Here is a 21,383-nt window from a genome sequence, read left to right as displayed (position 1 = left end):
TCTCAGTTGTTGTAAACGTGGGGCTGCAGCGTCCCCACGAAGGGAAGATTGCGGTACTTTTCCGCGTAGTCGAGGCCGTAGCCGACGACAAACTCGTCGGGGATGTCGAAGCCCACGTAAGCGACCTCGACATCCACCTTCGCGGCGGCTGGCTTACGCAGCGCGGTGGCGATACGCACGGAGGCCGCCCCACGCCCCACGAGGTTGGCCTGCAGCCACGACAGCGTCAGGCCCGAGTCGATGATGTCCTCGACGATCAGGACGTGGCGCCCGGCGACATCCTGGTCGAGGTCCTTGAGGATGCGAACGACGCCGGAGGTCTTGGTGCCCGACCCGTAGGAGGACACGGCCATCCAGTCCATCTCGAGGGGGGTGTGAAGCTTGCGCGACAGGTCCGCCATGACCATGACGGCGCCGCGCAGGACACCCACGACGAGGAGGTCCTTGCCCGCGTAGTCGCGGTCGATTTCTTCGGCCATGTCGCCGAGCCTGCGGTCCATATCCTCGGCGGTCACCAGGATCTCTTTGAGGTCGTTTCCCATGTCGGTGGCGTCCACCGTGTCCTCTTTTCGTGTGTTGCTACGCGAGCGATTCCACTATAAGCGTGCCACAGATCCGCGCCGACGCCCCACGGAGAGCGAGATTCTCACTGTGAGCGCAACGCCGGGCTCCCCGCTCGGGGAGACAAGACGATTCGCGCCTCGGCCCCGCGTCCCACGCGCGAGGCGCTCCCCGAGGGCAGGTCGATCGGCCCCTGTCCCCTCCAGGCGACCACGAGACCGTCCACGGCCTCGACGTTGGCCAGCGAAAGCGCTCCGAGTCCCGCCCGCGACGCCGCCTCTCTCACGGCTCGGGCGCGCACCGCGCGGGGGGCCTGCGCGAGGGCTGACACGCTCAGGGACACGCCGCTCGGCCCGGGTTCCGGCGCGTCGCCAGAGCGCGCGCCCCGGGTGAGCTGCCTCGCCCACTGCCGCAGGGCGTCGTCGTCGTCCGCGCACAGCTGGGCGCTTCGCGCGAGCGCGGGAACGGGGTCCATTCCCAGGGCCGAGGCCAGGGCGGGCAGGGCACGGTGACGCAGGGCGCTGCGTCGCAGCGGGCTACCGTCGGCCGCCCTCCACGGTCCGTCGACGGCGTTGGTCGGATCCTCGACCGGGGTCAGGCCCGCCTGGGCGCATGCTCCCGCGGTGTCCGCTCGCCGCAAGCCCAGGAGGGGACGGAGCCAGGTGACGCCGGCCTCGTCGCGAGCAAGCGGCGCGATCGCACGCAGCGAGGAAGGGCCGGACCCCCTGGCCAGACGCAGCAGAACGGTTTCGGCCTGGTCCTCCATGGTGTGTCCGAGGAGGACGGGGGCGTGCTCGCTCGCGGCGATCGCGCGAAGGGCGGCGCGCCTGGCATCTCGCGCCGCGGCCTCGGGGCCGCCCGCGCCGCGGCTCGGAACGGTCACCGTCTCGACGATGGCGTCGGCCCCCAGGGAGCGCGCCAGCTCGGCGACGCTTTCGGCCTCGGCGCGGCTGCCGGGGCGCAGCCCGTGGTCGACGGTCACGGTCACGACGGGCACGCCCGCCCGGCTGGCCGCGTCGACGGTGACCAGGGCGAGGGCCAGCGAGTCCGCTCCTCCGGACAGGCCCACGACGAGTCGGCGCGCGCGAGTGCCTCCCGCCAGGATCGGGTGCAGGGCAGCGCGCACCGCAAGGGAGCAGGCACGCAGGGGGCCGGAGGGGTTGGGGCCCACCAGGCGCGAGGCGTCAGCGCACACGCGCCAGCCACGCTGCGGGTTCGGCGTACTCGCCCGCGCTGGGGAGCGCGTCCACGCCGGACAGAAGCTCCGCGAGCGCCCCCTCACGCACGACCGTGCGCGCGAATCCCTCGGTCTGCGCCCAGATGGCCTCGACCCCTGCCAGGGGCATTCCGGCAGCCGCGCACGCGCGGACGAGGGCCACTCCCCCGGCCTGGGCGCGGTGGGTGCGCAGCCACTGAATCGAGGGCAGATCGCGGGGGGTGAGGACCTCCATCTGCGCGGTGGGGAGGGCGTCCAGGAGCAGCACGATGCGCACGAGCTCGTCGCTTCGCTGGGGCAGGGCTTGGATCAGCTCCGCGATGTAGGGCACGAGGTGGGGCGCGTGAGTGAGGTGTACGGCGCGCAGGCCCGTACACAGGGACACCCAGCGGCACCAGTCCGTCTGATCCAGGGCGTAACGCTGCGCGTCGGCGAGAACGTTGGGTGCGACCAGGATCCGGCGCCCGTGAATCACGTCCCAGATGCCGGTGGCGCTCTTGGCCAGGGAGCGCAGGATCACGGCCTCGGCGGCCAGAACGAGGGGCGTGCGCGCGTCCTCGAAGCGGTCCATGAGCGCCCCCACCGTGGAGATGAGTCCGCGGCGATCGACGACGAGGGTCGGGGACGCGGCGACGGTGCGCGACGCGTCGGACAGGGTCGAGAGCTGCGCGAGCCTGCGGTCCGACCAGGCCACGGATCGGCGCAGGCGCGCGACGACAGCAGAGGCACCCACGCGGGAGGCCGAGGGTCCCGCGTAGGACAGCGAGGCGAGAACTCCCGCGACGTCGCGCGGGCCAAACGGCATATCCATGACCCTAGTTTAGCCCGGCCAGGCCCTCCTCGAAGGCGTCCAGGCGGCCGCGCGTGGCGAGGGCTCCCGCGGTGACTTGGTCGTGTCCGATCGATACCAGGAGGACGCGCCCCCCGCGCGTGATGACGGACCCGGAGAGGGAGGAGACCTCGGCGAGCGCTCCGGTCTTCGCCTGGACGTTGCCGACGGCGGGTTCTTCGGTCATGCGCTTGGAGAGCGTGCCGACGAGTCCCGCCCAGGGCAGCAGGCGCATCGTGTCGGCGCTTGTTCCCTGCCCCGAGTAGGAGGCCTTGAGGACTCCGACGAGCGTGTTGGCGCTGATGCGGTCGTTGCTGGACAGGCCGGAGCAGTCCTCGAGGAAGAGGCCGTCGGTGGGGACGCCGGCGGCGCTCAGGGTCGAGGCGACCGTGGATGTCGCCCCCTCGTAGGTCGCGGGCGCTCCGGCTGCGCGAGCGGCGAAGCGGCAGTACTGGTCGGCGAGGGTGTTGTCCGAGTGCGCGAGCATCCAGCGCAGCTGCTCGCCCATCGTCGCGGAGCTGACGGTGGCGAGGGCGGCCGCCCCGGCGGGGGGTTCGCCTGCCTCGCCGAGGGTCGCGTTGATTCCGGCGGCGCCGAGGGCCTGGGCGAACACCTGGGCGACGCGGGCAGGGGAATCGGAGTAGAAGTCGTTTGCGCCCTCGTAGGTGCGCCCGGCGTCAATCGCCATGGGGCCGACTTCCCCCTCATAGGCTCCCACCTCCTGCGCGTCCCAGGAGGACAGGTGCGATGCGCCCTCGAAGAGCGTTCCCCGCCAGTCGAGGGTCACCGAGGTGACGCCTCGCTGGGCAAGGACGGAGGCCGTGTCGTCGGCTAGGGTTTGCAGGCCCGCGCGCCCGGGTACCTCCCTCGTCTCCGAGGCCCCGATTCCCAGGAGCAGGTCCCCTTCCGAGTCGAGGTAGAGGGTGTGGGAGTCGGCGCCGAGGAGGGCGCTGGTGGTGAGGGTGGCCGTGGGGTCCAGGTGTGCCAGGGCGGTGAAGGCGGTGAGGGTCTTGGTCGTGGACGCGGGGGTGTGCGGGGTGGATGCCTCCGCGTCGAGGAGAACCTGGCCCGTCTGCGCGTCCACGACGGTGCCCCAGGCGGTGTACCCGCCGGCGGCGGCGGCAGCGGCAACGGGCGCCCACAGTTCCTCGACGTTGGCGGGGTCGACGGGCGTGGACGAGGCCTGGGTCCCCTGCGAGGCAACCGCGGCGTCGAGCGTGGGGAGCGCGGGGGGAGGCGCGGCGGCGGGACCGGACGGCGAGCAACCGGCGACCACCAGCGCCGCCGTGCCCACAAGAGCGGCGCTAGCGCTTACAATTGTCCCCATAGACGTGCGTTGCATGGATGTCCCTTCGTGGTTACCTCGGTAGCTACAGTACCCGTCCCTGCCCCGACACAACCACCTGGACCCCCGAGTTTCGGGGGCTGACGCGGAAGGCCAGCCATGGAATTCGACGTGACCATCGAGATCCCGAAGGGAAATCGAAACAAGTACGAGATCGACCACGAGACCGGACGCATCCGCCTGGACCGCATGCTTTTCACGTCAACCCGCTACCCGGACGACTACGGTTTCATCGATGACACGCTCGGCGAGGACGGCGACCCGCTGGATGCCCTGGTGCTCCTGGAGGAACCGACGTTCCCGGGCTGCGTGATCCGCTGCCGCGCGCTGGGAATGTTCCGCATGCGCGACGAGAAGGGCGGCGACGACAAGGTCCTGTGCGTCCCCGCGTCCGACCAGCGCGCCTCGTGGCGCACCGAGATCGAGGACGTGTCCGAGTTCCACCGCCTCGAGATCCAGCACTTCTTCGAGGTCTACAAGGACCTCGAACCCGGAAAGAGCGTGGAGGGCGCCCACTGGGTTGGCCGCGAGGATGCCGAGGCCGAGATCCGCCGCTCCTACGAGCGCCTCAAGGAGCGCGAGGCGGGGCACTAGGGCCCGGCACGCCACGGCGGGCCACCCCGCCCGCGCACGAGCGCCAACCCCACCCGTAGAAGGGATCCGCATTGGAAACACTCCACGAGTTCGACGAGCGCATCGGATCGTTCCAGACCGACTCGGTCCCCTACGAGCCGGTGTTCGCACTGCCCCCGTCACTGGAGGAGAAGGTGGCCCCGCGCTCCGGCTCGCTGCGGCCCTTCCACGGGGACACGGTCGCTTACTTCCTCGACGACCGGGTCCGGGATCTCGTCGGATCAATCGCGAGCGACCTCCATGCCCGTTTCGGCGAGTCGCTGTCGGAGCCGCTGCCAGTGGAAATGGCGCACGTGACGCTCCACGACCTCCACGCCTCCCCGGACCGGGACCAGGTCCGGCCCCTGGTGGAGGCCAGCTCGGCGCGCGCGAGCGCACTGGTCGCACGGGCGCGCGGGATCGGCCCCATCCGCACGGTGGCCACCGCGGTCTTCAACATGATGAACACGAGCGCCGTCATCGGGGTCAGGGCCGTGGACGAGGAGGAGCACCGCAAGCTGCTGATGGCCCGGGGCTTGTTCGACGAGGTCGTCCCCTCCGGGCCGTTCACGCCCCACATCACCGTGGCCTACTACCGGCCGGCGATGCCCGTGCCGCTGCCCCCCGGCGAGTTCCGTGACGCGCTCGCGCGGCTGACCGGACGGGTCACTGGCTTTCCCGTCGCACTCGCGCCCGAACGCCTGCACGCCCTGCGGTTCGATTCGATGGGCGGCTACTGGGCGGTTCAGCACTGACCCCGGCTCCGCCGCGTCCGGTGGCGTCCCGCGCCCCGCGGACCGATGGACTGGTCCGCGGGGCGCCGGTCCTCACAGCCTCACGGCGTAGGGCATGATCGACCCCCAGCTGTAGACGCCGGTGATGCGCACGGGCACACCGAAGGTGGGCGCCTCGATCATCTGACCGCCGCCGAGGTAGATCGCGACGTGGTAGATGCCGGACTGGGTTCCGTTGGAGGACCAGAAGATGAGGTCCCCCGCCTCCATGGAGCCGATCGGGACGTGCGTTCCGTAGCCGTACTGGGCGCGCGACAGGTGCGGCAGATCAACCCCGGCACTGCCCCACGCGAGCATCGTCAGGCCCGAGCAGTCCACGCCACCGTAGGACTCCCCGCCCCACACGTAGGGCACGCCCAGGTAGCTCTTTGCCGCAGCGATTGCGGTGGCGGCGCCACCACCGGAGGAAGCGGGCGGAGTGTAGGCGGGAGGCGAGTATGACGGCGGGGTGTAGGAGGGAGCCGTGTCGCCGTCGTCATCGTCATCGTCGTCCGCGACGGACGGGGCCTGGGCCTGGGCCGCGGCAGCCTCCGCCTGGCGGCGCTCCTCAGCGGCAGCGGCGGCAGCCGCCGCCTGCTCGGCGGCGACGCGGGCGGCCTCTTGGCGTTCCGCCTCGAGCGCGGCCTCGCGCTGATTGATCAGGTCGACGGTCGTGTTCTGCTTGGCGGCAAGCTCCTGCACGTAGGCGTTGCGCTGAGCGGCGACGATGGCCGCCTCGTTCTGAGCGGTAGCCGCGGCTCGATTCGCCGCGTCGGTGCGCGCCTGCACCTCGGCGGTGGCAGCCTCCTGGCTGGCCAGCGCACTATTGGCCGCTTCGCGGGTCACCTTGGCAACCTGCTCGAGGGCGGCGACGTTCTGCATCTTCGCCTCGGCCGAGGCAGAGAAGGAGCTGATGCCTGCCTGCTTGGCTTCGACGCTGCGCAGCCCGTCGGAGCCGAGGTAGGGGGCGATCGCATCGAGCGACCCCCCTCCGCCTCGGTAGGCCGCCTGGGCGACGGACGCGATCTGCTGCTTGCCCTCGTTGAACGCCGCCTCGGCGGCATCCGCATCGGCCGAGGCCTGCGTGGCGGTCGCGCTCGCCTCGGCCAGCGCGATGTTGGCCTCGTTGAGGTCCTCGCCCGCGATCTGCGCGTTCTGGGTCGCGGTTGCCGCGCTCGCGGAGACTTCCGCCAGCTTGACCTCGATCTGCGCCACGCTCATCTTGGCCGCTTCTTCGGCGGCCTTCGCGGCGGCAATCTCCTCCTCGGAGGGGGCGGCCTGTGCCACCTGGGGCAGGACCAGGAGGGCGCATGCGGCCAGTGCCGACAGGCCCAGGCGGATGGATCCGCGTCGTCTCATCGTCGTCTCATCTCGTTGGCGGAAGCGCCCGTGGGCGCGTACATGAGAACGAGCCTAACCACTTTCGTCACGCTTGGCAACAAACGCAACAAGATTCCCAGATCTCACAAACATCACAATCACAACATCTGCAACATTCGCACCATGAATACCGAGCAATTACGACGAGATTTCCTCACCCGCCAGCCCACTCGTGATATGCACCACCCCACCGACCCATCGCCCGCCCAATCGCCCCGTCACACACGTCCGCCATGCGAAACAGCCCCGGCGCTCCCGCCGCGAATACCGAAAGATAGGGGGCATGAACCGTCGAATGCGCCGCTGACTGCGCGTCAGCACAAGCGACTGCCGCGCAGTCCCCCGACAGCGGGACGCGCCTCGACGCATGCACACCACGCCCACGCGGCCCGCCTCCGGGGAATCAACGACGACACGCCACCCCACGCAAGGAGCCGCCAATGACCACCAACGACTGGGCCTTCGAGACCAAGCAGATCCACGCAGGATTCGCCATCGACGAATCGACGGGCGCGACCGCGCTGCCCATCTACCAGACCTCCTCCTACGCCTTCTCCGATACCGGACAGGCTGCCGGACGCTTCGCCCTGCGAGAGCTCGGCCCGATCTACACGCGCCTGAACAACCCAACGACCGATTCGGTGGCCGCCCGCATCGCCGCCCTCGAGGGCGGCGTCGGCGGCCTGCTCGTGTCCTCCGGCCAATCGGCGACCGCCCTGTCGCTCCTCGCCCTGGCCGTGGCCGGCAACAACATCGTCGCCTCCCCCTCCCTCTACGGCGGCACGGTCACTCTCCTGAAGAACACGCTCGGACGCCTGGGCATCGAGACCCGATTCGTTCCCGACCCGCTCGACGCGAAGGCATGGCGCGCCCTGGCCGACGACAAGACGGTGGCCTTCTTCGGCGAATCCATCCCCAACCCCCGCGGCGACATCCTCGACATCGAACCGATCGCGACGGCCGCACACGAGGTCGGCGTCCCACTCATCGTCGACAACACGGTCGCCACCCCCTACCTCGTGCGGCCCATCGAGTGGGGAGCAGACATCGTCGTCCACTCGGCGACCAAGTATCTGGGCGGCCACGGCACGTCCATCGCGGGCGCTATCGTGGACTCCGGCGCCTTCGACTTCGCCTCCCAGCCCGAGCGTTTCCCGCTGTACAACACGCCGGATGAGTCCTACCACGGCCTCGTCTACGCCCGCGACCTAGGCGTGGGGGGCGCCCTCGGCGCGAACCTCGCCTTCCTCTTGCGCATCCAGACGCTCGTCAATCGGGACCTCGGGGCCGTCACCTCCCCCTTCAACGCGTTCCTCATCTCGCAGGGCATCGAAACGCTGTCCCTGCGCGTCGAGCGTCACGTCTCCAACGCCCTGGCGGTCGCGCGCTTCCTCGAGGAGCACCCGGACGTCGAGTCGGTCAACTACGCGGGCCTGGAGTCCTCCCCCTACTACGAGCTGGGCCGAAAGTACGCTCCCCTGGGCGTGGGCGGCCTGCTGTCCTTCGACATCAAGGGCGGCTACGAGGCCGGCCGTGCTTTCGCCGACGGCGTGCGCCTGCTCCCCATCGTGGCCAACATCGGCGACGCGAAGTCCCTGGTCATCCACCCCGCCTCGACGACGCACTCCCAGCTCACGCCCGACGAGCTCGCCAAGGCCGGCGTTGCACCCGGAACCGTCCGCCTCTCGATCGGCCTGGAGAACATCAAGGACATTCTGGCCGACCTGCAGCTGGGCTTTGACGCCGCCCGCGCAGCCACCGCCTAAGCCACGGTGGCGGCGCCCCTCCCGCGCCGCCACCACCCGACCCACGGAGCAGCGAGTCACGAGAGAGACGAAAGAGGATACGATGAGCCGCCACAGCCTCCCCCCAGCTCCCACGTCCGGCGCGTGGCGGGAAGGGGATCCGCCGGCGTTGCGCCAATTCGCCAACCTGGGCGCCCAGCGCCTGGAGAACGGGACGGTCCTGCCCAGCGTCACCCTCGCCTACGAGACGTGGGGAACCCTCGATGAGGCGTCCTCGAACGCGGTGCTCATCCTGCACGCCCTGACCGGGGACGCGCACGTGTGCGGCGAGGCCGCCCCCGGGCAGCCCACCCCCGGCTGGTGGGAGAAGATCGTGGGACCGGGGCGCATCATTGACACGGAACGCTACTTCGTGGTCGCCGCGAACGTCCTGGGGGGATGCCAGGGGTCCACGGGACCGGCCTCGCTTGCCCCCGACGGCGCGCCCTGGGGGTCGCGTTTCCCGGTCGTGTCCACGCGGGACCAGGTCCGCGCCGAGGCGCGTCTGGCCGACCTGTTGGGGATCGATTCCTGGAGCCTCGTGGTCGGCGCGTCCCTCGGCGGTCACCGCGCCATCGAGTGGGCGGTGACCTACCCCCAGCGGGTGGAGCGCCTGGTGGTCGTCGCGTCGGGCGCGCAGACGACCGCCGAGCAGGCGGCGTGGACCCACACGCAGATCCGCGCGATCCAGCTGGATCCTGCGTGGCGGGGCGGCGACTACTACGCCGGGCCCGGACCCTGTGCAGGCCTGGCCCTGGCCCGCCAGATCGCGCACACGACCTACCGCTCTCCCTCCGAGCTGGACGAGCGTTTCGGCCGGATCCCCCAAAACGACGAGGATCCCCTGCACGGCGGGCGCCTCGCGGTCGAGTCCTACCTGGACTATCACGGCGAGAAGATCGTGCGCCGTTTCGACGCCGGCTCCTACGTGGCCCTGTGTCGTTCGATGCTCTCCCACGACGTTGGCCGCGACCGCGGCGGAGTTGCCGAGGCCCTCAAGTCCGTCACGGCGCGCACGCTCGCCGTCGCCGTCGATTCGGATCGCCTGTTCTACCCCGAGCAGGTCTGGCAGATGGCGTCGGGCATTTCGGGTGCCTTCTACCGCGAGATTCACTCCGACCACGGTCACGACGGCTTCCTCATCGAGTCGGACCAGCTCACGGCCCTCCTGGATGAGTTTCTCAACGAGCGCATCCCTTCTCGCGCCTCGTCCTTCGCGTAGGGTCGCGACCGGCCCCCTCCCTCGCGCGTGCCGCTCCCGGCGTCCGCGTCGCGCTCGCCAGGTCCACCTTTGAGCGCGTTATGCTGACCCTATGAGCGCATCCACCGATCCGATGGCTTCGGGGCACGCACGCCCCGAAGCGGCCGATCTCTCCGGTTTCTCCGGTGTCCCCACCGACGCCTCGCACGAGGCCGCGCCCGAGCGCGACGTCATGGCGCCGTGGGGCGAGGCGGGTCCCCCCGGCCGGGACTGGGCGCCGGACATCCTCGGCCCGGGTTTCTCCTCGCGCACGATCGAACTCCTGGACGACGCGGAGGGAGAGTGCGTGGCCACCCTCGTGCGCGCGACTCCCACGACGGACGCGCGCGTGACGGTCCTGTACCTGCACGGGCGCAACGACTACTTCTTCCAGACGGAGATGGCCCAGCGCCTGTCCGCCGCTGGCGCGGCCTTCTACGCGCTGGACATGCGCAAGTACGGGCGCAGCCTTCGCCCCCACCAGACGATCGGCTACGCCGACGACCTCTCCGTCTACGACGAGGAGATCGGCCTGGCCATCGAGCTTATCCGCGACGAGCGCGACGACGATCCCCTCGTCCTCATGGGCCACTCGACGGGGGGCCTCATCGCCACCCTGTGGGCGCATCGTCACCCCGGGGTTTTGGCGGGCCTGATCCTGAACTCGGCATGGTTGGAGATGCAGTCGATGAGCGCCTGGCGCGGGGCGATGGCGCCCGTGATCGGCAGGATCGCCTCGCGCAGCCCGATGTGGGAGGTGCCCACGGGAGGATCGGGCCTCTACGGCCGATCCCTCGCCGGGCGCGCCTCGTCGGGCCTGCCCATCCCGGCCGGGCTCGCCGAGGATGACCCGTCGGTCGCGGGATGGCCGATTGCCCACGAGTGGAAGCGCCCCGAATCCTACCCGGTGCCCGCCTCCTGGCTGGAGGCCATCATGGCCGGGCACGAGACGATCGAGAAGGACGTGGCGCTGGAGTGCCCGGTCCTGTCGATGGTGTCGACCTCCGCGTACTTCGACGAGGAGTGGAGCGAACGTGCCTTCGTCTCCGACACCGTCCTGGATCCGGTTGTGATCGCTCAGCGCAGCCTCAACCTGTCGAACATGGTGACGATCGCGCGTTTCCCGGGCAAGCACGACCTGGTTCTCTCGGATGCTCCCGTGCGAGAAGCCGTCTACGACACGATGCTGGGATGGCTGGCGGCCTTCGTCAAGTGAGACAGGTGGGGACCGACGTCAGCGATTCACCCGGCGTCGGGCCCCACCACCGCCCGTGTCAGTGTCGGGCTGAGCGGCGCCCCCGCGGAGAGTCGGAGTACTCGCGCACGATCTCCCGGTTGATCTCATCGAGGGCCTCCGCAAGCGTCGGCCCGAGCCTATCTCCGATGCGCACCAGAGCCCAGGCCTGGATGTGCCCGAGTCCTCGCGCCGTCAGGAGGGTGTCGAGGGACGGGTAGGTCAGGCCGGCGCCGAAGATCGCGCCGTTGGCCTCCAGCATGAGGTCGGCGGGCAGTCCAAGCTCGCTCCGTGCGACGAGGGGGGTATCCTCGCCGAGGATCTGGGCGAGGGCGCGCAGCCCGGATTCGTCGCGGCTGAGGACGGGGACCCCCTCCTCCCGGGCCTGGATGACCTCGGCGGATTCCTCGGCGTGGTCCACGAACGAGTCGGTGGCCGCGTAGGTGGCTCCGGCGTCGTTGAGCTCGCCGATCTGCGCGCGCCGGGACGCGCGGCTGCCGAGGTGTGCGGGGCGCTCCGAGGGAGTCTCCTCGGCCGCATCCTCCTCGGCCGCATCCTCCTCGGCCGTATCCTCCTCGGGCTGCTCGCGCGCGGCGTCGGAGTCTTCCTCGTCGTCGCCTCCGGGCAGCTCGCCCTCGCCTCGCGCCCGTGCTGCGCGATCGTCGTCACGCGGACCGAGGGTCACGGAGGACTCCGCCGGGCCTTCGGCGTCGTCCGCGTCGGCCTCCCCGGCCTCGCCGGGGTCGTTCTCCTCCGCCTCGCCGGGGTCGCGCTCCTCCTCGAGGGCTGCCGGGCTTTCGTCGTCTTCGGCCCCCTCATCCGGGTCTTCCGAGGTCTCCTGTTGCTCGGCGGCGTCCGCGTCTTGCGCCCCATCGGCGTGCGCGTCGTCACCGGCGTCCGCCTCGCCGCCTCGGCCCTGGGCCGCCTCGTCGGTCGGGTCGGCGTCGGAGGCACCCTCGGCTTCAGAGGGCTGCCAGGGAGCCGGAGGCTCCTCGCTCGCCGGATAGCTGAACACGTCGCGCAGGTGGGGCGCGACCTTCGGGGTCGGGCGAGTGGTCGGCGTCTCGCCGTCCGACTCGGCGTCGCACTCGTCGCGGGCATCCGGCTCCTCGCAGCCCGGCTCCTCGTTGTCCGGCTCCTCGTTGTCCGGCTCCTCGCTGCCCAGCTCCTCGTCCTGGGCCTGACGGTCGCCTGACGCCTGCGACGGGAGAGACTCCCGCTCGACCTCGCCGAAGCTCGGGCCGGACGTCAGCTCGGGGGCGGCAGCCGCGGAGGCAAGGACCTGCGGGGCGTGACCGTAGAGGCGCGGCCCGACGGCGTTGACGTCGAGGAAGAGGCGCCCGTTGGACATCTGACGCAGGTTCATCAGGTGAACCTCGACGCCGGAGGTGGCGAGCAGGGACAGGGCGGGGCGAACCGACGGATCAATCTCGCCCGCGACCATGATGAGCCTGGGACCAGGCCCCACCGCGGGAGGCATCGAGTCGCGGAACTGCGCCCACCCGGTGCGGAAACCCTCGGGACCCGACGGGTACTCGTTGGCCAGATCCGCCCAGGAGATGGAGGCGACCTCGGCCAGGCGCGAGAGCGAGGTGATCAGCGTGTCGGAGTCCAGCTCCTTGAGGATCTCGACGGAGACGATCTGGCCGGTCACGTCCAGGGCTGTCAGGCGGGGAGTCTCCTCTTTCCCCTGGCCCGTCATGTCACGCCAGGTCACCGGGAAGAGGGGACGGGAGACGATCTGCAGGACCTGCTGACAAATTGCGTCGACCAGCTCCGGACCCAGGTCTTGCGCGACCGGGTACCCGAATTGAGCGGGTACGAGGCGTCCGTCCTCGAACTCAAACAGGGCCATCGCTCTTTCCTCCAAGTGTGTGGGGCACTCGTGGTCATTGTTCCACACGTTCCAAAAGAAGCAGGGAGGACACAGGGGAATTGCGATAGATACCACGTAATCATTTGGGGTGTCGAGCCTCACTCGGCACACCATCTCGGCTGTCGCACAAGCCACCTGCCGATGCCTTCACATCGGTAGAATGCGACCCACACCGCACATTCGCCTCCCCTCCACGCTGCCCCCAGGACCGTCCCATGCCAGATCCTGACATTCGCGACGGGGAACTCGACCAGTTCTCCCACGCCCTGCGCGAGCTCTCCGACTCCCTCTTTGGCTACACGGACTCCAACGGCAAGGAACATACGGGAGCCTACGACCAGGCTCAAGCGGAATACAACAAGGCGCTGGCGGAATACGAAACGACAAAGGCCGCCTACGACAAGAAGCGAGCCACACAGATCCCAGACGACGTCCACAAGGGCCGCGCCGCCTACGACGACACGGAGCTGACCGAGGCACGCAAGAAGATGGAGAAAGCGAAGGAGGCTTACGACAACCTCGCCGCCATTCGCAACGAGACCAACAACTCCGAACGGCGAAAGGCGGGCCAAGCCGAGACCTACCTGCTCGACTTCAACTACGACAACAAGTACGAGCGCACGAGCGCGATCGCCTCCTCCGGCAAGGCGCTCCCCATGATGGCTCCGGGGACCGTCGACAACGTCGTCATGTTCGGCTCTCCCGGATCAGGCGTGCGCAACATTGACGCCTACGGACTGCCCGAGGGCCACGTCTACGAGTCATCAATCCCCGATGGCGACGCCGTCCAAGGCCTGGGTCCCGACGCCTCGTACGGGACGAACCCCCGCAAGCTCGAGGGCATCACTCACCTGAGCACGGACGCGACCGATGCCGCGAACTACTGGCGCCGACTCCCCCGAGTATCGCAGGAGCTGCGGGGGTCGTCGAACGCGCGATTCACGGCTTCGACAACCACATGGCGTACTTCGAAGAGGGCACGCGCACCTCGCAGGACTTCGCCAACATCATCGCCGACGCCAAGCCGACGACCGACGAGGAGTGGGAGGCCCTCAAGAAGGCGCGCAGCAACCCCCAGCCACCGACCGACGATGAGTCGCAGTGGTGGAAGCAGGCGCTCATCGGATACTAGCGCCAACGCTGACACATTCCGAACAACTATTTGCGCTTCGCCTCGCCTGAGCCGTATCGTTGTGTAGGATACTGAGGGTAGCGCGGACGACGAATGGCACAATCTCTTCCATCCGGTTAAACTACTGCGCATCACGAAGCGAGCAACAGACAGGGCGGAGAAATGGGCAGAGAAAGCCTGCGCATCGTTGAGTATTCGGCGCCAGAATCACGAGTTCCGGCATCGGAGGAGACCTGCCGCGAACTCTCTCCCTACCGCCTTCACGTCGGCTCACGCCCGCGCCTCTACCCGGATACTTCACAGACGGTCAGGCCTCATCTCCCCCCGATCGAGCCCATGCCCGTTCCCGTGACACCTTTCCCGAGGCTTTACGGCGACGACCCCGAACCCGCCTAGAGGCACACGGCCCGCCCTCTGTCGGCGCCATCCCCCTCGCTCCTCACGCGCGCACCGATCAGCCATCCGCACAGCGGATAGCCTCGGCCAGGCCCCCGAGCCCGTGACACACTGGGTCCATGAGCGATAGCTTCCTGGAGGAACTGCGCGCACTCATCGACGTCGACGACGGGGTGGGGACACGCGCGCGCTACTCCTCCGACGCCGGCCTGACGCGCATCCCGCCGCTCGCCGTCGCCTTCCCTCGCACGCAAGAACAGGCCCTCGCGGCCTTCGACCTCGCCCGCGCACGCGGGGTGCCCCTGACCGCGCGCGGGGGCGGCACCTCGTGCGCGTCGAATGCGATCGGCCCGGGCCTGGTCCTCGACTTCTCGCGCCACATGAATCGCGTCCTACACATCGATCCCGACGCACGCACCGCCACCGTCGAACCGGGGTGCGTTGGCTCAACCCTCCAGGCAGCTGCCGCCGCCCACGGCCTGCGCTTCGGACCCGACCCCTCCTCGCAGAACCGGGCCACGATCGGCGGGATGGTCGCCAACAACGCCTGCGGCCCCCACGCCACGGCCTGGGGACGCACCTCCGACAACATCGTCTCCCTGGAGTGCGTCGACGGGCGCGGGAGGCGCTTCACCGCCACGACCTCGCACGACACGGGCCTGAGCTGCGTGCCCGACCTGGCCCCCCTCATCGACTCTCACCTCGCTCCCATTCGCACCCAGCTGGGCCGCTTCAAGCGCCAGGTGTCCGGCTATTCCCTCGAGCACCTCACCCCCGAGGGGGGACGCAACCTGGCCGCCATGCTCGCCGGAAGCGAGGGCACCCTCGTCCTCATCCTGTCCATCACGGTGCGGCTCGTCCCCCTCCCCGACGCGCCCGTGCTCGCCGCCCTCGGCTACCGATCCATGATCGACGCCGCGGACGACGTTCCCTCGCTCCTGGCCCACTCACCCCTCGCCGTCGAGGGGATGGACCGGCGCCTCGTCGACGTCGTGCGCGCACACAGGGGGCCAGGCGCCGTCCCCGCCCTGCCCGACGGCGATGGCTGGCTGCTCGTGGAGGTCGGAGCCGCGGGCGAAGACATGGAGACCTCACTCACCCGCGCACGCGCCCTGTGCGCCGACTCGGCCGCCATCGACACGGTCGTCTACCCGCCCGGGGCTCAGGCCTCGGCGCTGTGGAGAATCCGCGCCGACGGGGCGGGCCTGGGAGGGCGCACCCCGCCGGACGAGACGGGCACCGACCGGCAGGCGTGGCCGGGCTTCGAAGACGCCGCCGTTCCGCCCCGCAACCTCGGCGCCTACCTTCGGGACTTCACGGCCCTCATGGAGGAGTTCGACATTGACGGCCTCCTCTACGGCCACTTCGGCGACGGCTGCGTCCACGTCCGCCTCGCCATGCCCCTCGACACCCCGGCCGGCGTGGCGCACTCGCGGGCGTTCCTCCAGTCCGCCGCCCGCATCTGCGCCTCCCACGGCGGCTCGGTCTCCGGCGAGCACGGCGATGGGCGCGCACGCGGGGAGCTCCTGCGTTTCATGTACTCCCCCGACATGCTTGACCTTTTCGCCCGCGTCAAGCACGTCTTCGATCCCGACAACATCCTCAATCCCGGGGTGCTGGCCTCCCCGATGGACTCCGCGAGCGCCGCCTCCCGCGCCTTAGCACGACGGGCGGCCGCCACGTCCGCTTCCTCGCGGTCACCCCGGGACGCTTCCGACCACCCCCTCGAGTGCCAGCCCGGCGTCGATCCCCTCGACGCCAACCTGCGCCGCGTCGCGGCACACCCCATGCTCGCCGATGGAGGCTTCGCCTTCGCGAGCGACGGGGGCGACTTCACGTCCGCCGTCCACCGCTGCACCGGAGTCGGCAAGTGCCGCGCGGGAGTATCGGGAACCTTCATGTGCCCCTCCTACCTGGCGACCCGGGAGGAGAAGGACGTGACCCGCGGGAGGGCGCGAATCCTTCAGGAGGCCGCCAACTCGCGCCTCGTGCGCGCCATCGACTCCCCCGAGGTCCTCGAGGCCCTCGACCTGTGCCTCGCGTGCAAGGCCTGCTCGGCCGACTGCCCGGCGGGGGTTGACATGGCTCGCTACCGCTCCGAGGTCCTGTATCGCACGTACAGGGGACGAGTGCGACCCCTCAGCCACTACACGCTCGGCTGGCTCCCGCGCCTGACCCGCGTGACCGCACGGGTTCCGGGGCTGGCGGCCCTCGGCAACGCCGTCCTGTCCGTCCCGCTGCTGCGGCGCCTCGCGTTCCGCGTCATTGGCCTCGACCCTCACCGTGGCATGCCCAAGCTCCAGTCCGGCACTTTCACCGCGTGGGCTCGGCATCGGTCACTGCTCGCCACATCTGCGCCTTCCCATTCCGACCCCGGTGCCTCAGCCCGCGAGCGCGGCGGCACCCCGGCCTCGTCTGACTCAGCCCGCGAGCGCGAGGCGACCACTGCCTCGTCGCTGTCGGATTCCCCGATCCTGAGCGGCCCGCACGATCCCGGCGGGCGGCCGTACGCGCTCGTGTGGGCGGACTCCTTCAGCCAGACCCTCGACGACGCGGGTGCGCGCGCTGTCGTGGACGTGCTCGACGCGAACGGCTTCGCCCCCATCGTCGCGCCCGACGCGTGCTGCGGACTCACGTGGATTACGACCGGACAGCTGTCGGGAGCGAAGAAGCACCTGACGGCATTGCTCTCCACGCTCGCCCCCTTCGCCGCCGCCGGGATTCCCATCATCGGCGTGGAGCCCTCGTGCACAGCCGTGCTGCGCGACGACCTGCGTGACCTGTTGCCCGAGGACCCCCGCAGCGCCCTCGTCTCGCGCGCGACGCACACGCTTGCCGAGGCGCTGTCCGCCGTGCCCGACTCTGCGCGCCGCCTGCCCGACCTGAGCGGCGTCACGATCGTTGCTCAGCCTCACTGCCACCACTACTCCGTCATGGGATGGGACACCGACCAGGCGCTCTTGGAATCCCTGGGAGCACGCGTGTTGCGCCTGGAGGGATGCTGCGGCCTGGCGGGCAATTTTGGCATGGAAGCGGGGCACTACGACCTCTCGCTCGCCGTCGCCTCACATTCGCTGCTGCCCACGTTGTCAGCGCATCCGGAGGCCGTGTATCTGGCCGACGGCTTCTCGTGCCGCACTCAGGCCTCGCAGCTGGCCGGACGCGCGGGCGTCCACCTGGCGACGCTATTGGCGAAGCGCGGTGTCAGGTCTGGTGCGCTGTCGGCGGAGCGCTAGCCTGAGTATGGTGTCAGGTCTGGTGGTGTGCTGCTGGCTGAGCGCTAGGCGGGCGTGGCGTCAAGCCTGGTGGGGCACTGCGCAGCGGCCGAACACGGCCGCATCCCGGGCGGTGACATGCTGAGAAACGCGGCACACATACCAATCGGTCAGGTACAATGAAACCATGTATTTCTTCGTCGCCGTGATGCTGTGGTTGTTGTTCTTCTTCGCTATCTGGTACTACAAGAAGCTCGTCCTGTGGCTGCTTTTCTCCCCGGACTACCTCCTCATCATCGGCGCGGTCGGCGCCTTCACCGTCGATCACATGGGGTGGCTCACCTCGACCAGGCAGGCCCACTACGTCTGGGCGACCCTGGCGATGATGGCCGTCGGCTTCGGATACCACGCCCTCAATAAGTGGCTTTACCTGAGGTCGGCCCACACCTACAAGATTGTCAGCTTCCCCTTTGTCGTCGCCTCCAGCCTGTTCATCATGCTGGGCCTCGTCCTCAAGATCACCGACGAGATCGCCCCGCGCCTGGCCGACAACCCCACGGTCCAGCACGTCATCTACGTCGTCATCGGCATCGTCCTGGCGGTCGTTGCCTGGCTGAAGCGCCAGTCGACGATGGCCCGCCTCTTCCCGCCGGAACCGAGCATCGTCATCAACGGCGACGTCACCATCAACGGCGGAGAGGCCACCGTCCAGGCTCCCCAGGCGCCCGAGTCTCCCTGCACCCATCCCGGCAGCGACACGGGCGTGGCCTCCTACTGACGCACAAGCTGCGCCAAGATCCACGTCGATGCCCCACGCTCGCGTCGCCCCACACGCACCGCAGACTGTCCAACCAGCCGCAACGGCGCCTCGTGTCCCGGCAAGCGGCAGTGCGCCTCGTTTGTGCTTGTTGGCGAGGGCACGACACCCGATCGGTGTGCATTGCACCCGTTCTGTCCAGGTGTACTGCTCCCCATCGGGTGCTCTACTCCCCATCGGGTGCACTTCTGTCCGGGCGCGCAGCCCCTTGTCGCACTCTGCTTCCCATCGGGTGCAGTTCTGTCCAGGTGTACTGCTTCCCATCGGGCACTCTGCCCCTCGTCGGCGCACTGCCCCCCCATCGGGTGCACTTCTGTCCGGGTGCTCTGCTTCCCATCGGGCGCGCTGTCCCCTGTCGGGTTCACCGCTCCCCATCAGGTGTACTACCCCCGTGCATCCCGCTGAGACCACGTCACGTGGAAGCGGCGATCGGGCCCGTCACACGCCTTGGTTGGCTTGACCCACAATCCCTGGGCCGACGCGGGTATCGAGGATTGCCGCAACCCCACTATCTCAATCACCCAAGCCCTCAGCCGCACCAAGTCCTCGTAGTCCGGCCACGACACGCGATAGGTCTTCCACCCCGCGGCACGCAGATCATTGTCCCGCGCAATCCACTCTCTCTTCGCTCGGGCAAAGTCGGCTTCGTTCGTGCCGAGCTTTCCGATCCCATCGAACTCAAAGATGATCATGAGTTCGGGAATCGCTATGTCCGCGAAATAGCGACGTCCGTTGATGACGATCTCATGCTGGGTGACGACGTCGAAAGCGCTCACCGACTTGATGACCCACAGCAGTGCGGCCTCAGCCGGGTTGTCGCATCCCGGATCCGCCGCACACATGATGGTTTCCGCTCGCTGAAACGGCACGTTGTCTTCTCGCTGGCGCCAGGCCGCGAGCCTGCCGAGCATTGCCTCCCTCACGTCATTCGCTCGTTCACGAGACTCTGCCTGGGAGAAGACGGAGAAGCGCGACCGCCTGTTCAGCACCATACAGATCGCGACAAACGCGCTGAGATACTCGGACCGGAACGCCATTCGAACCGCAGCGTCAGTGATGCCTTCGACGCGAACTCCTCCAACCGTCTGCAGCTCAGTGGCATGAGGCGGGGCAACAGACCACCGCACTGACACCGCTGGCACGAGAGTGCCGGCAGCTCGAACCGCGCGTAGTGACTTGGATCCACGTCGGGTACGCGCCCACACAAACACATCCGGATTCGCCTCCCACAGCGGAATTCCTCGGGCGACAATCGAACTCGCGCCGACAAAGACCCTGTCCCCCTTCCCGGAAGCCTGTAGCGCAAGCAGTCTCGCTCGCGCCACAGCGTTCCATGTGTTCCACGGAGTCTCGAGCAGACGCGGATCTTCCACTCGGACGTAGTGCCCTCGCATCACATGCATGCACGCACCTGATTCTTGGTCCTCACGGGTCATTCGATGGATCGACGAGGAACGAACAACCGTCAGCTTGTGGCTACTCATGTCCGCATGATCCCATCGCACGGGGTACCAGCACATCCAGACAAGCAAGCCCTGTGGACGCGTCACGAGGCACGCGTGGGGCTGCGGATAGACCCCAGGGCAGCGACGGTGTCGCTCCCGCGGCAGAGACGCTCCCCGCCGAAACAGCATCGCATCGCGCCACACACGCAGCACTACACCCGATCGGTATGCAGTACACCCTTTCTGTTCAGGTGTACTGCTCCCGATCAGGTGCGCTGCTCCCGATCAGGTGCTGTGCCTGCACGCAGGCACGGACAAGCAGCGGAGGCGCTGTGTGCGAGCGTCCTCGAGAGTGCTCGCGCGCAGGCATCGGCAGGCGCCCGAGACAGATCCGCCCTGAGCCCCTTCCACCAAACCGCGAGGCCCCGCCGCCTTCCCGTGCACCCGAAGCGCCTGAGCGCCGACGCTTATCACTGCACGGCGCGCTCCAGCCCCACGACCCGGGCAGACGCGGGCAGGCCACTCGCACACGACCAGCGGGCTACGACATCGCCAACATCGAGGGACGGATCCACGAGCAGGGCCGTGGATAGAGCCTCGGCAAGCACGCCGCAGGATGCCACGACGCTGACCTGGCGGACCCCGGAGCGTGCGGGTTCGCCCGTGCGAGGATCAATGATGTGGTGGTCGCACGCCCGGCTGGGGGCTCCGGGCGGCATCGGCGCGCGCCTCGCGCCGAGCGGCCCCAGGTTATCCCCGGACGTGGACAGGGATGCCATCCCATCCGCGGGCACTTCGATGACTCCGTTCACGCTCGCTTCCCCGTCGTTGGGGTCCCTCATGCCCACGCGCCAGGGCGAGGAGTCAGCGCGCGTCCCGTGCGCCGCGATCGAGGAGGTGCCGACGGAAACGAGGACGCCCGAAGCGCCCAGCTCCGCGGCGAGGTCGCGGCACGCGTCAGCCGTGTATCCCTTGGCGATTCCTCCGAGATCAAGGCGCGGCGAGGGTCGCGTGCCCTCGCGGGGTGCCTGAAGCGGGCGCGCGGAAAGAGCCGCGCGTTCGAAGGCTCCGGGGTCTCGCAGCAGCCAGCGGCGCTCTCCAACACGGGTCAGAAGCTCGGGCGAGGAGGCATCCAGCGCTGCCTTGACGAGGCCCGGGGCCGGGGCGGGGGGAAGCGGAGCGCCCGCGACGTATGCCGCCCGCATGGCCGGGACGTCCCATGCGGCGACGAGGGGCCCTATCAGGGGGTTGAAGGATGCTCCGGTGGCGCTCGCCAGCACCAGCGCCTCCCTCAGGAGGCGGTCGGTCTCCTCGCTGACGAGGACGCCGCCCGGGTCCGGGGCGCCGACCACTGATGGTGCGCCGACCACCGATGGGAGATGGGAGGAGTTGATCCTCGATACCTCGGACGTGGCGCGATAGGCGCTCCACAGGTCCTCGTGCCTGGCGACGAGGCCGACGAGGGCGTTGACGATTCCCATGCCGTCCCCGCCCCAGCCGATCAGGTCGACGCGGGTACCCATCGCGG

16 protein-coding genes are annotated in these 21,383 nt (G+C 69.2%); 8 read left to right on the top strand and 8 right to left on the bottom strand.

The window, feature by feature from the left end:
• Nucleotides 1-2: 2 nt before the first annotated feature.
• The 4 genes from hpt to dacB form a co-directional block, all read right to left on the bottom strand.
• Entirely contained in the window at nt 3-557 is a 555-nt protein-coding gene (gene hpt, locus NQK35_RS09915; RefSeq protein WP_009212520.1) for a hypoxanthine phosphoribosyltransferase, read from the bottom strand.
• An 89-nt stretch (nt 558-646) separates the two neighbouring features.
• Complete coding sequence (gene tilS, locus NQK35_RS09910) at nt 647-1,756, bottom strand: tRNA lysidine(34) synthetase TilS (RefSeq protein ID WP_257114073.1); 1,110 nt, start codon at nt 1,754-1,756, stop codon at nt 647-649.
• Entirely contained in the window at nt 1,746-2,588 is an 843-nt protein-coding gene (locus tag NQK35_RS09905) for a hypothetical protein (protein ID WP_009212523.1), read from the bottom strand. Before NQK35_RS09905 ends, tilS begins: the two co-directional genes overlap by 11 nt.
• Before the next feature lie 4 nt (nt 2,589-2,592).
• Complete coding sequence (gene dacB / locus NQK35_RS09900; protein WP_257114072.1) at nt 2,593-3,933, bottom strand: D-alanyl-D-alanine carboxypeptidase/D-alanyl-D-alanine endopeptidase; 1,341 nt, start codon at nt 3,931-3,933, stop codon at nt 2,593-2,595.
• Nucleotides 3,934-4,050: 117 nt separating this feature from the next.
• Here dacB and NQK35_RS09895 point away from each other — a divergent pair, with 117 nt between their 5' ends.
• Entirely contained in the window at nt 4,051-4,545 is a 495-nt protein-coding gene (locus NQK35_RS09895; protein WP_257114071.1) for an inorganic diphosphatase, read from the top strand.
• A gap of 71 nt (nt 4,546-4,616) precedes the next feature.
• Nucleotides 4,617-5,318: a 2'-5' RNA ligase family protein gene (locus NQK35_RS09890; RefSeq protein ID WP_048727639.1), complete on the top strand. Its 702-nt coding sequence runs from the start codon at nt 4,617-4,619 to the stop codon at nt 5,316-5,318.
• 72 nt (nt 5,319-5,390) lie between these two features.
• Here NQK35_RS09890 and NQK35_RS09885 read toward each other — a convergent pair whose 3' ends face one another.
• Nucleotides 5,391-6,695: a C40 family peptidase gene (locus NQK35_RS09885; RefSeq protein WP_257114070.1), complete on the bottom strand. Its 1,305-nt coding sequence runs from the start codon at nt 6,693-6,695 to the stop codon at nt 5,391-5,393.
• Nucleotides 6,696-7,156: 461 nt separating this feature from the next.
• Between NQK35_RS09885 and NQK35_RS09880 the strand changes: the two genes are divergently transcribed.
• From NQK35_RS09880 to NQK35_RS09870, 3 genes are all read left to right on the top strand, one after another.
• Entirely contained in the window at nt 7,157-8,482 is a 1,326-nt protein-coding gene (locus NQK35_RS09880) for an O-acetylhomoserine aminocarboxypropyltransferase/cysteine synthase family protein (protein ID WP_257114069.1), read from the top strand.
• An 82-nt stretch (nt 8,483-8,564) separates the two neighbouring features.
• Entirely contained in the window at nt 8,565-9,722 is a 1,158-nt protein-coding gene (metX, locus tag NQK35_RS09875; protein ID WP_048742773.1) for a homoserine O-acetyltransferase MetX, read from the top strand.
• A 112-nt stretch (nt 9,723-9,834) separates the two neighbouring features.
• A complete protein-coding gene (locus tag NQK35_RS09870) occupies nt 9,835-10,956 on the top strand; it encodes an alpha/beta hydrolase (protein ID WP_373567098.1) in 1,122 nt (373 codons plus the stop codon).
• A 58-nt stretch (nt 10,957-11,014) separates the two neighbouring features.
• Here the strand turns inward: NQK35_RS09870 and NQK35_RS09865 are convergent, their stop codons facing one another.
• A complete protein-coding gene (locus NQK35_RS09865; protein ID WP_257114068.1) occupies nt 11,015-12,829 on the bottom strand; it encodes a hypothetical protein in 1,815 nt (604 codons plus the stop codon).
• 236 nt (nt 12,830-13,065) lie between these two features.
• On the opposite strand from NQK35_RS09865, the gene NQK35_RS09860 reads away from it, so the two are divergent.
• The 3 genes from NQK35_RS09860 to NQK35_RS09850 all read left to right on the top strand — a co-directional run bounded on the left by NQK35_RS09860 (nt 13,066) and on the right by NQK35_RS09850 (nt 18,371).
• Nucleotides 13,066-14,049, top strand: coding sequence for a hypothetical protein (locus NQK35_RS09860; RefSeq protein ID WP_257114067.1), 984 nt, complete (start codon nt 13,066-13,068; stop codon nt 14,047-14,049).
• A 448-nt stretch (nt 14,050-14,497) separates the two neighbouring features.
• Complete coding sequence (locus tag NQK35_RS09855) at nt 14,498-17,614, top strand: FAD-binding and (Fe-S)-binding domain-containing protein (protein ID WP_257114066.1); 3,117 nt, start codon at nt 14,498-14,500, stop codon at nt 17,612-17,614.
• Between the two features lie 166 nt (nt 17,615-17,780).
• On the top strand, nt 17,781-18,371 hold the full coding sequence (locus NQK35_RS09850) for a hypothetical protein (RefSeq protein ID WP_257114065.1): 591 nt from the start codon (nt 17,781-17,783) through the stop codon (nt 18,369-18,371).
• A 422-nt stretch (nt 18,372-18,793) separates the two neighbouring features.
• Here the strand turns inward: NQK35_RS09850 and NQK35_RS09845 are convergent, their stop codons facing one another.
• Both NQK35_RS09845 and NQK35_RS09840 read right to left on the bottom strand, forming a co-directional pair.
• Nucleotides 18,794-19,402, bottom strand: a complete 609-nt coding sequence (locus NQK35_RS09845; protein WP_034232148.1) for a hypothetical protein — start codon at nt 19,400-19,402, stop codon at nt 18,794-18,796.
• 923 nt (nt 19,403-20,325) lie between these two features.
• Complete coding sequence (locus NQK35_RS09840) at nt 20,326-21,378, bottom strand: FAD:protein FMN transferase (RefSeq protein WP_257114064.1); 1,053 nt, start codon at nt 21,376-21,378, stop codon at nt 20,326-20,328.
• Nucleotides 21,379-21,383 lie beyond the last annotated feature (5 nt).

Origin of the sequence: Schaalia odontolytica, assembly GCF_024584435.1 — a bacterium.
GTDB lineage: Bacteria > Actinomycetota > Actinomycetes > Actinomycetales > Actinomycetaceae > Pauljensenia.
The sequence above is the reverse complement of the archived record's forward strand: the minus strand, read 5'-3'. Positions and strand labels throughout refer to the sequence as shown.